Here is a 13,603-nt window from a genome sequence, read left to right as displayed (position 1 = left end):
TCCGTAGGAAGGTGAGAACCGGGGGGACTCAGAGAGCGCGCAGGGTCCAGCTCCAGCGGTGGACGCCCGGCGGGATCAGATGGGAGGCCGAGGTGTCCGGCCCGCACGACGCGGTGCCGAGACCTCGGTGGGCCGCGTCGATGTGCACCACGCACCCCGGCCGCGGGACCAGCTCGTCGTGGTGCGTGGCCGCGGTGAGGTCCTCGGCGCGGTACCGGGCCACCGAGACCTGCCGCGGCTCGTCCAGGCGCACGGCGAGGGTGGTGGCGTTTGGCGGTGCCGAGGGGCTGGTGGTGTCTGGCGGTGCCGGGAGGCCGGTGGTGTTCGGTGGTGCCGAGCGACCGATCGCGTCCGGCGGCGCCGAGAGACCGATCGCGTCCGGCGGTACCGAGACACCGATTGCGTCCGGCGACGCCGACAGCGTGAAGTGCCGTACGCCGTGCCGGCCGCCGCTCTCCTGCGGGCGCAGATACGGGGTGAACAGCTCGTCCACGGGCAGGCGATGGTGGCCGACCGGCGCCCCCGCGCTGCGGTCCGGGTACGACTCCCAGGGCCCCTGCCCGAACCACTCCAGCAGGTCCGGCCCCGGCACCGTCTCGAACACCGAGCCGACCCGGGCCACGTCGTAGAAGTCCTCGGGCAGTTCGGCGGATTCATCGACCCGGATGCCGCCCTCGACCGGGGTGAAGGTCTGCACGTGGTGGACGACACCGACCGTGCCGGCGTACTCGGCGCGCACGGTCACGCCCCCGCCGCTGCGCCGCACCTCGACGACCTTGCGGACCAGTGAGTCGAGGCCCCAGCCGCGCCAGCGCGCGGCGATGCCGCCCAGCTCGTCGTTGTCGGTGGGCGCCCGCCACAGGGACAGCGTGGGACCGGCCGCGAGGAGAGGGTGGACGAGGAGCCCCTCCTCGTCGATCTCGACCTCGGCCCCGAAGCCGGCGGAACGGTTCTCCGGAACGGCGGGCCCCCGCAGCCGCAGCTGGGGCGCGCACACCTGCGTGCCGCGCGGCCCCCACGGCTCGTCGTCCTTCGTCGTCACCCTGAGCGTCACCCAGGCCTCGCCGCCGTCGTCCGGCAGCTCGAACGGCAGCGGCACGACCGCCGTCTCGCCGGGCCGCAGATCCGGCAGCCCGGCCGGAGCGGTGACCGTCCGTCCGTCCGCGAGCGCCAGCTCCCAGCGGGCGGCGAGCCAGTCCAGGCCCCGGAAGCACTGGTGGTTCTGCACCACCAGCCCCTCGTGCCGGAAACACCGCAACAGCACCGGTGCCGCGATCTCCCGGTGTTCGTACATCACGGGCTTGGGCGTGCGGTCGGGGAAGACGATCCCGTCGGCGATGAACGCGCCGTCATGGATCACCTCGCCGAAGTCGCCGCCGTACGCCCAGCGGTGGCCGGGCGCGGTGACACCGTTGTCGTACAGCCCGACGCCCCCACGCCCGGCCGGTCTTCCGTCGCTCACGCGTTGCAGAATTCCGTGGTCCCAGAACTCCCAGATGAACCCGCCCTGAAGGCCCGGCGTTGACTCGATGGCGGCCCAGTGGTCGGCCAGCGTGCCGTTGCTGTTGCCCATGGCGTGCGAGTACTCGCACTGGATGAGGGGTCGCGTCTGCTCACCGGAGAGGGCGTGCGCGACACAGTCCTCGATCGGTGCGTACATCGGGCAGGCGATGTCGGAGGCGTCGTCCGTCGCCGCCCAGTCGAGCTTGGCCGCCCCCTCGTACTGGATCGGCCGCGTCGGATCGTGCCGGCGCACCCAGCCCGCCGCCGCGTCGTGGTTCGCCCCGTAGTCGGACTCGTTGCCCAGCGACCAGATGATCACCGACGGATGGTTCTTGTCCCGCAGGACCATGCGCGAGACCCGGTCCACGAAGGCGTTCACATAGCGCGGGTCGTCGGCGATCTCGTGGGCGTGGTCGTGCGACTCGATGTCCGCCTCGTCGACCACATAGAAGCCGAGTTCGTCCGCGAGGTCGTACAGCGCGGGGTCGTTGGGGTAGTGCGCGGTGCGGATCGCGTTGAAGCCGAAGCGCTTGAGCACTACGAGGTCGGCGCGCAGGTCGTCGCAGGACACGGTCCGTCCGGTCAGCGGATGGAAGTCGTGCCGGTTCACGCCCCGGACGTAGATCCGCTCGCCGTTGACCAGCAGGTCCCGGCCGACGATCTCCACGTCACGGAAGCCGATGCGGTGGTACGAGGTGTCCGCGACCGTTCCGTCCGCGCGGTGCAGCCGGACGGCGAGGCCGTACAGCTCGGGTGTCTCGGCCGTCCACGTACGTACCTCCGGGACGGCGGCGACGATCCGGGCCTCGCCGAGGAAGTCGGAGACGCGCTCCTCCTCGGCGTTGAGCCGGTCGAAGTCGGTGTCCTGCGCGAAGGCCTCGCCGTCCAGCCGGCCTGTGACGTACCACCCGGCCGCCAGATCGCCGCGGACCCGGCAGTCGACGCGCAGCTCGCCGTCCGCGTGGGCCCGCACGGTCACGTCCGCCAGATACAGCGGGTCCGTCGAGTACAACAGCACCGATCGCGTGATGCCGCCGTGCCACCACTGGTCCTGGTCCTCGATGTGCGAGGCGTCGGACCACTTCACGACGGTGAGCCGTACGGTCGCCGAGGAGCCGGGGCGGACCAGGGACGTCAGCTCGAACTCGGCCGCGAGATGGGAGTCCTTGGAGATCCCGACCGGTCGCCCGTCCACCTGCACCAGCAGCACGCTCTCGGCGGCACCGACCTGGAGCACGATCCGCCGCCCCGCCCACGCGGCGGGCACCTCCACCTCACGCTCGTACACGCCCGTCGGGTTTGCGTCGGGCACCTCGGGCGGGAACTCGGGGAACGGCATCCGGACGTTCGTGTACTGGGGGAGGTCACCCGTGTCCTGGAGGGTCCAGGCGCCGGGGACGTACGTCGAGGACCAGTCGTCCCCGACCGGTGCGTCCGGCGACGGCAGCAGCTGGAACCGCCACTCGCCGTCGAGCCGTATCGCACCGGCCCGCCGGTCCACGGAGTTCATCGCAAGCCGCCCCCAGGAGGTCACCTCGGGTGCCGCCCAGGGGCGCAGCGCCGTCAGGGGGTTCATCCGCGCACGGCCCCCTTGGCGAGGTCGCCGATGATCTGCCGGGCGCCGATCGCGAACACGATCAGCAGCGGGACGAGGGCGAGCAGGGCGCCGGTCATGACGATGCCGTAGTCGGTGGTGCCGTGGGTGCCGTTGAGCTGGGACAGCGCGACCTGGAGGGTGACGTTGTCGGGGTTGGTGAGGGCAATCAGGGGCCAGGCGTAGTCGTTCCACTGCCCCATGAACGTGAAGATGCCGAGGAAGGCGAGGCCCGGGCGGACCACGGGAAGCGCAACATGCCAGTACTGGCGCAGGAAGTTCGCGCCGTCCAGCCGGGAGGCGTCGAGCAGTTCGTCGTGGATGGCGCTCTTCATGTACTGGCGCATCCAGAAGATGCCGAACGCGTTGGCCGCCGCCGGCACGATCAGCGCCGTCATCGAGCCGATCCAGCCGAGCTTCGCCATGATGACGAACTGCGGGATGGCCGACAGCTGCGCCGGCACCATGAAGATCATCATGAGCAGCGCGAACAGCAGCTTCCGGCCCGGGAATTGGAACTTGGCGAAGACGAACGCCGCCAGCGAGTCGAAGAACAGGACCAGGAAGGTCACCGCCGTCGCGACCAGCAGCGAGTTGCCCATCGACCCGAAGAAGTCGACGGCGTCGAACAGGCCGCGGACGTTCTCCAGGAAGTGCGTGCCCGGCAGCAGCTTCGGCGGATAGGAGAAGATCTCCGACGTGGAGTGCGTCGACATGATCACGGCCCAGTAGAACGGGAAGGCCGAGAGCAGAGTGCCGGCGATCAGTCCGGCGTGCAGCGCGATCCCTCTGCGGCGGGACCCCTTGACGGATGCTCCCTTGGTGGATGCCATGACGCGGCCTTCCTAGTCTTCGCCCCGGCGCCGCACCAGGCGCCAGTTGACGATCGAGAAGAGGACGACGACCAGGAAGATGCCCCAGGCCACCGCGGCGCCGTACCCGAAGTCGTTGTTGTCGAAGGTCTGCTGGAAGAAGTAGAGGACCATCGTCTGGCCCGCGTGGCCCGGACCACCCGCATACGTCGAGTCGTTGGCGGTGGTCTGCAGCAGTACCTGCGGCTCGGAGAAGCTCTGCAGACCGGTGACCGTGGAGACGACGAGCACGAACAGCAGCGTCGGCCGCAGCAGCGGCAGCGTGATCCGGAAGAAGGTCTGCACGGGACCGGCGCCGTCCATGCGCGCCGCCTCGTAGAGGTCGCTCGGGACGGTCTGGAGTCCGGCGAGGAAGATGATCGCGTTGTAGCCGGTCCACTGCCAGGTCATCAGGGAGGCGATGGCGACCTTGATACCCCACGGTGTGTTCAGCCAGGCCACCTGGTCGATGCCCACCGCCTGGAGCACGGCGTTCACCAGACCGAAGTTGGTGGAGAAGATCGAGCCGAAGACGATCGCGAGCGCGACCACCGAGGTGATGTTCGGCAGGAAGTAGGCGACGCGGTACACGCTCTTGAAGCGGACCGCCGAGTTGAGCATCACGGCCGTCACCATTGCCAGGAGGATCATGGGGAAGGTGGCCAGCGCCCAGATGACGATCGTGTTCCCGATCGCGTTCCAGAAGTCGCTGTCGCCGATCAGGTACTGGTACTGCGACAGGCCCGCCCACTCCATCGAGCCGAGCCCGTCCCAGCGGTGGAAGGACAGGTAGAGCGAGAAGCCGACCGGGATCAGGCCGAAGCCGAGGAAGAGGAGATAGAAGGGGGAGATCGCGGCGTAGAGATGCCAGTACTTCCTGAAGGCCGACTTCGGGCGTACGGGCGAGGGCGGTGCCACGACGGGCGGGGTCTGCTCGATGACGGCCATCAGTGGCTCACCCCCAGGTGCTTCGCGATGCGCCGGCACTTGCTCATGGCGTCACTCCAGGCGTTGTCCGGGTCCTTGCCGAGGACACCGACGTTCTTGATCTCGTCCTTGATCGGCTGCCCGAGCGCGATGTCGTACGGGCTGTTGTAGGCGACGGCGATCTTCTGCGCGGCGGGCCCGAAGACATCGGTGGTGACCTGGCCGCCGAAGAAGGGGTCGGGCTCCTGGAGCTGCTTCAGTCCGTAGGAGGCGGGCGTGGAGGGGAAGAGGCCCGCGTCGAGGTAACCCTGGCCCTGGTTGGCGGCGTTGAGTATCCAGGTGATGATCTCGAAGGCCCGCTCGGGTTCCCGGCACGCCTTGGTGATCGACAGGAACGAGCCGCCGTTGTTGGCGGGCCGCACGGGCATGTCGGCCACCCGCCAGCGGCCCTTGGTCTTCGGTACGCCGTTCTTGATGTCGAAGGTGGCCCAGGAGGCGTTCAGTTGGCTGGGCAGCTTGCCGCTCTCGATGGCCGACAGCTGGTCCGGGGTGCCGCTGACCAGGTTGGAGACGATCCCGCGCCGTTTGGCCTCGACGGCCAGCGCCCAGGCGTTGCGCACGTGTTCCTGGTCGCCGATGAAGTGGCGGTCCTTGTCGACGTACCGCTTGCTGCCCTGGTTCACCACGTTCTCGTAGACGGAGGTGATGTCGGTGAGCAGGTCGGTGCCCGGGAGCCGCTGCTTCAGCCGCTCGCCCGCGGCGAAGAACTTCTCCCAGGTGTTCAACTCCCTTGAGACGTCGTCGGGTTCGTAGGGCAGCCCCGCCTTGCGGAACACGTCGTACTGGTAGAGGTGGGCGACCGGCCCGCAGTCGATCGGGAAGCCGATCATCGTGCCGTCGTCCGCGATGCCCTGGTCCCACTTCCAGTCCAGGTACTGGCCCTTGTACTTCTCCGCACCGAGCGTGCGCAGGTCGACGAACTGGTCCGTGTTGGGCAGATAGGACGCCATGTCCTCGCCCTTGAGGCCCGCGATGTCGGGGATGTGGGCGTTGCCGGCCATGGTGGTGATCAGCTTGGAGCGGTAGTAGCCGCCGATCTGGATGGCCTGGAGGTCCACGGCGCTGTCGTAGCGCGCCTTGGCGTTCTTGACGACCGTGTCGCTCAGGCCGCCGCTCCAGTACCACAGCACCATGTTCCGGCCGGTGGAGCCGGTCGGTACGGCGCAGCCGGACGCCAGGCCGCCGAGCGCGGTGGCCGTACCGGCCAGGCCCGCGCGCAGCAGGCCTCTTCGTGAGAGCCGCACAGCTCCCACCGCCTTTCGGATTCGTTCGGTTCGGGGGGTCAGTTCTGCCGTGCGGGGGGAGTGACCGGCGCGTGCCGGAGGGGAGGTCCTGGGTCCGCGGGGAGACGGTCGGCCAGGAAGCCGTACGCGCGCCGGAGTTCGGGGTCGGTGAGTGAGCGCCACCAGCGGTCGACGCCGTACCAGCCGGGCGCCGCGAGCGCGCCGCCGTGGTGTTGCACGGAGAGACCGGCGGCCAGCACCGCGAACCGCAGGCGCTCGGCCAGCGGCCAGCCGCCGAGGGAGGCCGCGACGAAGCTCGCGCCGAAGACGTCGCCGGCGCCGGTGGCGTCCAGGACATCGATGTCGAGGGCCGGGGCCTCGGCGTACTCGCCGGTCGTCTGGTCGACGGCGATCGCCCCGTCGCCCCCGCGGGTGACCACGGCGACCGGCACCAGCTCGGCGAGCGCGCGCAGTGCCGCGGCCGCGCTGTCGGTGCGGGTGTAGGCCCTCGCCTCGGTCTCGTTGGGGAGGAAGGCGTGGCACAGCGAGAGCTGGTCGAGCAGACCGGCCGGCCACTGCTGGGTGGGGTCCCAGCCGACGTCGGCGTGGATGAGCGTGCCGTTCGCGGCGGCCTTGCCGATCCACTCGCGCGGCTCGGCCTCCAGGTGCACGAGCGCCGTGCGCGCCGCGGGCGGGTCGCCCATCAGGGCGTCCTGCGAGTACGGGGGCTCCTGGCCGTGGGTGACCAGGGCCCGGTCGTCGCCCTGCGCCAGGGAGACGGTGACGGGGGTGTGCCAGCCGTCCGCGGTGCGGGAGAGCGCGAGGTCGACGTGCTCCTGCCCGGCGAGGACGTCCCGGCAGTGGGCGCCGTAGAAGTCGTCGCCGAAGACCGTGGCCAGACAGGTCCTGAGGCCGAACCGGGACGCGGCGACCGCCAGGTTCGCGATGCCGCCGGGGCCGCTGCCCATCCCGGAGGTCCAGATCTCCTCGCCCGGCGTCGGCGGCTTCCCGAGGCCCGTCAGGACGAGGTCGTAGAAGAGCAGCCCGGTCAGCAGCACATCGGGCCGGTCGTCGTCCAAGGGAACGCCCTCTCGTCAGAACCGTTCAAATTCGGTGCACGGAATCGTGCGCCGCTCCGCGAGATTGGTCAATAGTCGAGCAGAAGTGAGCATAGAAATGATTGGGAATGACGAGTAGTGTTCACGTCGTGCTGGCAGAACGACGACACCAACTCATCCTGCGGGCCCTGCGCTCGGGCGGTCCCGCGGCTGTGACCGACCTGTCCGAGCAGCTCGGCGTGAGCCCCGCCACCATCCGGCGCGACCTGGTCAAGCTGGAGGAGGACGGGCTGCTGACCCGGGTGCACGGCGGCGCGGTCGTGGACGAGGGCGATCAGCCTTTCGCCGAGGTCGCCGAGATCAGAGTCGCCGAGAAGGACGCCATAGCGGCGCGCGCGGCGGCCATGGTCGAGGACGGCCAGTCGGTGCTGCTCGACATCGGCACCACCGCCTACCGGCTGGCCCGGCAGCTGCACGGCCGCCGCCTCACCGTGATCACCAGCAACCTGGTGGTCTACGAGGAGCTCGCGGACGACGAGGCCATCGAACTGGTCCTGCTCGGCGGCATGGTCCGGCGCGAGTACCGCTCCCTGGTCGGCTTCCTCACCGAGGACAACCTGCGCCAGCTGCACGCCGACTGGCTCTTCCTCGGCACCAGCGGAGTGCGCCCGGGCGGGCAGGTGATGGATACGACCGTGGTCGAGGTCCCCGTCAAGCGCGCCATGATCGCCGCGAGCGACAAGGTCGTCCTGCTCGCCGACGCGGCGAAGTTCCCGGGGACGGGTATGGCCAAGGTGTGCGGTCCCGAGGACCTGGACGTGGTGGTGACGAACGCTCCCATGGACGCGACGACCCGCGCCTCCCTGGAGGAGGCCGGCGTCGACGTGGTCCTGGCAGGAAAGGTGCAGGCGTGAAGCTGACGATTCTGGGCGGCGGCGGATTCCGCGTACCGCTCGTGTACGGGGCGCTGCTGGGGGACCGCGGCGAGGGGCGGGTGACCGAGGTCGTCCTGCACGACCTGGACGCGCAACGGCTCTCCGCGGTGACCCGGGTGCTGACCGAGCAGGCCGCCGCGATCCCCGACGCCCCCGAGGTCACCGCCACCACCGACCTCGACGAGGCGCTGCGCGGCGCCGACTTCGTGTTCTCCGCGATCCGCGTCGGCGGCCTGGAGGGGCGTGCGAACGACGAGCGGGTCGCCCTCGCCCAGGGCGTCCTCGGCCAGGAGACGGTCGGCGCGGGCGGCATCGCCTACGGACTGCGGACCGTGCCGGTGGCCGTCGACATTGCCCAGCGGGTGGCCCGTCTCGCGCCCGACGCCTGGGTCATCAACTTCACCAACCCCGCGGGCCTGGTCACCGAGGCCATGTCCCGCCACCTCGGCAACCGGGTCATCGGCATCTGCGACTCACCGGTCGGCCTCGGCCGCCGTATCGCCCGGGTGCTCGGCGCCGATCCCCAGCAGGCCTGGATCGACTACGTCGGCCTCAACCACCTCGGCTGGGTCCGCGGCCTGCGCATCGCCGGCCGCGACGAACTCCCGCGGCTGCTCGCCGACCCTGCCCTGCTCGGCTCCTTCGAGGAGGGCAAGCTGTTCGGCGTCGACTGGCTCCAGTCCCTCGGCGCGATCCCGAACGAGTACCTGCACTACTACTACTTCAACCGGGAGGCCGTCCGCGCCTACCAGGAGGCCGAGCAGACCCGCGGCGCCTTCCTCCGTGACCAACAGGCCCGCTTCTACGAGGAGATGCGCGCCCCCGACGCCGCCGCGCTGACCGCCTGGGACCGCACCCGCGCCGAGCGCGAGGCGACGTACATGGCGGAGAACCGGGAGACGGCGGGCGCCGGCGAACGCGACGCCGACGACCTGTCCGGCGGCTACGAGAAGGTCGCCCTCGCCCTGATGCGGGCCATCGCCCGGGACGAGCGCACCACGCTGATCCTCAACGTGCGCAACCGCGGCACGCTCTCCGTCCTCGACGCCGACGCCGTCATCGAGGTGCCCTGCCTCGTCGACGCCAACGGCGCCCACCCCGTCGCCGTCGACCCGCTGCCGGACCATGCCACCGGGCTCGTCTGCTCGGTCAAGGCGGTCGAGCGCGAGGTCCTCGCTGCCGCTGAGTCCGGCTCCCGGACCACCGCAGTGAAGGCCTTCGCCCTGCACCCGCTGGTCGACTCCGTGAACGTCGCCCGCAGGCTGGTGGAGGGCTACACCGAGGTCCACCCCGGCCTGGCGTACCTTAAGTAAGCCCTTCGCGGTAAGCGCTTTCCCGCACGCTCTCTGGAGACACTCATGCACGACGAACGCCGGCGGATCGAGGAGCGCGTCGAGCGCCTCCACAACCAGCGGATCAAGCCCGCGATCTACGCGGCCACGGCGCCCTTCGAGGTGGAGGCCTGGCAGGCGCCGGGGGAGCCGGTCCCGTTCGAGGAGGCGGCGGCCGCCCCCTACGCTCCCTTCGCGATGGACACCCCCTGGGGCCCGCCCTGGGGCACGACCTGGTTCCGGATGCGCGGACAGGTGCCCGCCGAGTGGGCCGGCAGGCGCGTCGAGGCGGTCATCGACCTCGGCTTCGTGGGGGACTGGCCCGGCAACCAGGCCGAGGCGCTGGTCCACCGCACGGACGGGACCCCGCTGAAGGCGGTCAACCCGCTCAACCAGTACGTGCCGATCGCCAACCCGGCGACCGGCGGCGAGCGGATCGACTACCTGGTCGAGGCGGCCTCCAACCCGGACATCCTCGCGAACGACTTCGCGGGCCCGACCCCGCTCGGTGACGTCCTGACCGCCGGCGACAAGCCCCTCTACACCTTCAGGCGGGCCGACCTCGCCGTCCTCGACGAGGAGGTCTTCCACCTCGACCTCGACGTCCAGGTGCTGCGCGAACTGATGCTGGAACTCGGCGAGCACGACCCGCGCCGGCACGAGATCATGCACACCCTCGACCGGGCGATGGACCTCCTCGACCTGGACGACATCTCCGGATCCGCGTCCGACGTGCGCGCCGCGCTCCGGCTGGCGCTGGCCAAGCCCGCCAACGCCAGCGCCCACATCATCTCCGGCGTCGGCCACGCCCACATCGACTCCGCCTGGCTGTGGCCCATCCGCGAGACCAAGCGCAAGACGTCCCGCACCTTCTCCAACGTCACCGCGCTCGCCGAGGAGTACGACGACTTCATCTTCGCCTGCTCGCAGGCCCAGCAGTACGAGTGGGTGCGCGACAACTACCCGCAGGTGTGGGCGCGCATCCAGGAGTCGGTGAAGAAGGGCCAGTGGGCGCCGGTCGGCGGCATGTGGGTCGAGTCCGACGGCAACCTGCCGGGCGGCGAGGCCATCGCCCGCCAGCTCGTGCACGGCAAGCGGTTCTTCATCGAGCACTTCGGCATCGAGACCAAGGGCGTGTGGCTGCCGGACTCCTTCGGCTACAACGCGGCCTACCCGCAGCTCGCCAAGCTCGCCGGCAACGAGTGGTTCCTCACCCAGAAGATCTCCTGGAACCAGACCAACAAGTTCCCCCACCACACCTTCTGGTGGGAGGGCATCGACGGCACCCGCATCTTCACCCACTTCCCGCCGGTCGACACCTACAACGCCCGCTTCAGCGGCGTGGAGATGTCCCGCGCGGTCCGCAACTACGCCGAGAAGGGCGGCGCCACCCGCTCCCTCGCCCCCTTCGGCTGGGGCGACGGCGGTGGCGGCCCCACCCGCGAGATCATGGAACGGGCCCGCAGGCTGGCGGACCTGGAGGGCTCGCCCAAGGTCGTCGTGGAACACCCCGACGCCTTCTTCGCCAAGGCCCGCGAGGAGTACCCGGACGCCCCGGTCTGGGTGGGCGAGCTCTACCTGGAGCTGCACCGCGCCACCTACACCACCCAGGCCCGCACCAAGCAGGGCAACCGGCGCAGCGAACACAAGCTGCGCGAGGCGGAGTTGTGGGCGACGACGGCGGCGCTGCACGCGCCGGGGTACGCGTATCCGTACGAGGAGCTGGACCGGCTGTGGAAGACGGTGCTGCTGCACCAGTTCCACGACATCCTGCCGGGGTCCTCGATCGCCTGGGTGCACCGGGAGGCGGAGGCCGAATACGCCCGTGTGGCACGGGAGCTGGAGGTCATCACGAGCGAGGCGGTCGGCGCGCTGGGCGGCGGCGACAGCCGGGTGTTCAACACCAGCCCGTACGACCGGGCGGAGGTCGTGCGTACGGCCGAGGGCGCTCCCGCCTTCGTACAGGTACCGGCGAACGGCAGCGCCCCGCTCGCCGGCGCCGCGCCCGCGCGGCCCGTCACGGTCGGCGGCCGGGTCCTCGACAACGGTCTCGTCCGCGTCGAGCTGGCCGAGGACGGCACGCTCGCCTCCGTACGCGACCTCAAGGCGAACCGCGAGGTCCTCGCCGACAAGGGCAACCTGCTCCGCCTGCACACCGACCTGCCCAACTACTGGGACGCCTGGGACGTCGACAAGCACTACAAGAACCGCTACACCGACCTGCTCGACGCCACCGAGATCACGGTCGTCGAGGAGAACCCCCTGGTGGGCGCGGTCCGGGTCACACGCTCCTTCGGCAAGGGCTCGACCATCACGCAGACCGTCACCCTGCGCGCCGGCAGCCCCCGGATCGACTTCGAGACCGAGATCGACTGGCACGAGGCCGAGAAGTTCCTCAAGGCGGGCTTCCCGATCGACATCCGGGCCCCGCACTCCTCCGCCGAGATCCAGTTCGGCCACATCCAGCGGCCCACGCACACCAACACCAGCTGGGAGGCGGCCCGCTTCGAGGTCTCCGGCCACCGCTGGGTCCACCTCGGCGAACCCGGCTACGGCGTCGCGGTGATCAACGACTCGACCTACGGCCACGACATCTCCCGCACGGTCCGCGAGGACGGCGGTACGACGACCACGGTGCGCCTCAGCCTGGTGCGGGCCCCGCGGGTCCCGGACCCCGAGGCCGACCAGGGCCGCCACCGCTTCACCTACGCGCTGCTCCCCGGCGCCACGATCGAGGACGCCGTCGCCGAGGGCTACGCCCTCAACCTGCCGCTGCGTGTGGCGGACGCGGCGGGCGCCCCCGAGCCGGTGGTGTCGGTGACCGGCGAGGGCGTGACCGTCGAGGCCGTGAAGCTCGCCGACGACCGCTCCGGCGACGTCGTCGTCCGCCTCTACGAGTCCCGCGGTGGCCGTGCCCAGGGAGTGCTGCGCTCGGGCTTCCCGCTGGCCTCCGCCCAGGTCACCGACTTGCTGGAACGCCCCCTTGAAGACGCGGAGGTCGAGGCCGGAGCCGTCCGGATCGGGCTGCGGCCGTTCCAGATCCTCACCCTGCGCCTGACCAAGGCGGTTGCACAGTAACTCCCAGGAAGATTTAAGGAAGCGGTAAAGCGCCTGGTCACGGCCGGAATCCGGGCCTCCGTGACCACGGCGCTTCGCCTCCCCGTCACCTTCAGTTCGTCTGCTGCCCGTGGGATGCGGGGGCAGGCGCGAGAGAGAGGTGTCACCGTGGGAGACCCGCGCATTTACGCGATCGGGAAGGGACTGAGGCGGCGGGGGAGGCTGATGAGGGAGGCGGTGAGCCCCCCGCGCCGGACGACTCTGGACGCCGTACCCGCGCCCCGCAGCCGCCCGACCGCGGCCGACGCGTACACCGCCCCGCCCGCCCCGCGCCTGGTGGACTCGCCGGTGTTCGTGCTGTCGTCGGTGCGCTCCGGGTCGACCCTGCTGCGTGTCCTGCTCAACAGTCACAGCCGGATCCGCGCCCCGCACGAGATGCATCTGCGCACCCTGCACGTCAACCTCTCCCGCTCGTTCACCGCGGACGCCATGAAGGCGCTCGAACTGGACAAGGACGAGCTGGAGCACGTGCTGTGGGACCGGGTGCTGCATCTGGAGCTCACCCGCAGCGGCAAGGACGTCATCGTCGACAAGACGCCGCCGAACACCCTCATCTGGCCGCGGCTCAACCGATGTTGGCCGAACGCCCGCTACCTCCTGCTGCTCCGCCACCCGGGCGCGATCATCGCCTCCCTCACCGACCGCCGCGCGGACCCCGACCACGCGGAGATCCTCGCCGAGGTCGCCAACTACAGCGAGAAGCTGGAGGAGGCGCGGCGCAGCCTCGACAACCTCCATGTGATCACCTACGAGGACCTCACCGCCGAGCCGGAGAAGGTGACGCGCGGCATCTGCGAGCACCTCGGCATCCCCTGGGAGGCCGCGATGCTCGACTACGGCAGCAAGGACCACGGCCGTTTCCGCCCGCAGCTCGGCGACTGGTCCCCGACCATCAAGTCCGGCCGTATCCAGGCGGCCCGCACCGCCGACCCGGACGTCGAACTCCCGCCGCGTCTGAAGGAGATCGCGCGGGCGTGGGGGTACCCGGTCTAGGTACCCCCACG

The 13,603-nt window shown here is 70.4% G+C and carries 9 protein-coding genes; 4 read left to right on the top strand and 5 right to left on the bottom strand.

The window, feature by feature from the left end; genetic code table 11:
- Positions 1-28: 28 nt before the first annotated feature.
- Genes AB0Q90_RS21195 through AB0Q90_RS21175 form a run of 5 tightly spaced genes read right to left on the bottom strand, consistent with a single transcriptional unit; the run spans position 29 to position 7,237 of the window.
- Positions 29-3,079 (bottom strand): glycoside hydrolase family 2 TIM barrel-domain containing protein, encoded by a 3,051-nt coding sequence (locus AB0Q90_RS21195; protein ID WP_363159923.1) that lies wholly within the window; start codon positions 3,077-3,079, stop codon positions 29-31.
- A complete protein-coding gene (locus tag AB0Q90_RS21190) occupies positions 3,076-3,930 on the bottom strand; it encodes a carbohydrate ABC transporter permease (RefSeq protein WP_363159924.1) in 855 nt (284 codons plus the stop codon). Before AB0Q90_RS21190 ends, AB0Q90_RS21195 begins: the two co-directional genes overlap by 4 nt.
- Positions 3,931-3,942: 12 nt before the next feature.
- On the bottom strand, positions 3,943-4,896 hold the full coding sequence (locus tag AB0Q90_RS21185) for a sugar ABC transporter permease (RefSeq protein WP_363159925.1): 954 nt from the start codon (positions 4,894-4,896) through the stop codon (positions 3,943-3,945).
- A complete protein-coding gene (locus AB0Q90_RS21180) occupies positions 4,896-6,179 on the bottom strand; it encodes an extracellular solute-binding protein (RefSeq protein ID WP_363159926.1) in 1,284 nt (427 codons plus the stop codon). Before AB0Q90_RS21180 ends, AB0Q90_RS21185 begins: the two co-directional genes overlap by 1 nt.
- 38 nt (positions 6,180-6,217) lie before the next feature.
- Positions 6,218-7,237, bottom strand: a complete 1,020-nt coding sequence (locus tag AB0Q90_RS21175; protein ID WP_363159927.1) for a carbohydrate kinase family protein — start codon at positions 7,235-7,237, stop codon at positions 6,218-6,220.
- Between the two features lie 128 nt (positions 7,238-7,365).
- On the opposite strand from AB0Q90_RS21175, the gene AB0Q90_RS21170 reads away from it, so the two are divergent.
- The 4 genes from AB0Q90_RS21170 (at position 7,366) to AB0Q90_RS21155 (ending at position 13,592) form a co-directional block, all read left to right on the top strand.
- Positions 7,366-8,130, top strand: coding sequence for a DeoR/GlpR family DNA-binding transcription regulator (locus tag AB0Q90_RS21170; RefSeq protein WP_363159928.1), 765 nt, complete (start codon positions 7,366-7,368; stop codon positions 8,128-8,130).
- Positions 8,127-9,464, top strand: coding sequence for a 6-phospho-beta-glucosidase (locus AB0Q90_RS21165; RefSeq protein ID WP_363159929.1), 1,338 nt, complete (start codon positions 8,127-8,129; stop codon positions 9,462-9,464). The genes AB0Q90_RS21170 and AB0Q90_RS21165 overlap by 4 nt, the downstream gene beginning before the upstream one ends.
- A 45-nt stretch (positions 9,465-9,509) precedes the next feature.
- Positions 9,510-12,560 carry a glycoside hydrolase family 38 C-terminal domain-containing protein gene (locus AB0Q90_RS21160; protein WP_363159930.1) on the top strand — a complete coding sequence of 1,017 codons (3,051 nt, stop codon included), beginning with the start codon at positions 9,510-9,512 and terminating at the stop codon, positions 12,558-12,560.
- Between the two features lie 204 nt (positions 12,561-12,764).
- The gene (locus tag AB0Q90_RS21155; protein ID WP_363159931.1) at positions 12,765-13,592 is read left to right on the top strand and encodes a sulfotransferase; all 828 of its coding nucleotides are present in this window, start codon (positions 12,765-12,767) and stop codon (positions 13,590-13,592) included.
- Positions 13,593-13,603 lie beyond the last annotated feature (11 nt).

This window comes from Streptomyces sp. NPDC079141 (assembly GCF_040686775.1).
Taxonomy (GTDB): domain Bacteria; phylum Actinomycetota; class Actinomycetes; order Streptomycetales; family Streptomycetaceae; genus Streptomyces.
The sequence above is the reverse complement of the archived record's forward strand: the minus strand, read 5'-3'. Positions and strand labels throughout refer to the sequence as shown.